Below are 241 nucleotides of genomic sequence, written 5' to 3'. Positions count from 1 at the left end.
CTGCGCCTGCGCCAGGAATACTTCTTCACCTCGGCCTCGCTCCAGGATCTCAACGCCCGCCACGTCATGGAGCGCGGCGCCGTGCGGTCCCTGTCGGACCACGCCGCGATCCAGCTCAACGACACCCACCCGGCCATCGCGGGGCCGGAGCTGATGCGCATCCTGATGGAGGACCACGACCTCTCCTGGGAGGATGCGTGGCCCGTCACCACCCACACGCTGAACTACACCACCCACACCC

At 68.0% G+C, this 241-nt stretch carries 1 protein-coding gene; it reads left to right on the top strand.

The window, feature by feature from the left end:
• Window positions 1-241: glycogen/starch/alpha-glucan phosphorylase (locus AC0IY0_RS28985; protein WP_471766504.1), on the top strand; the 241-nt coding region annotated here is incomplete at both ends.

The organism is Methylobacterium sp. AC315, assembly GCF_979253755.1.
This window is presented reverse-complemented; position numbering and strand designations above follow the sequence as displayed.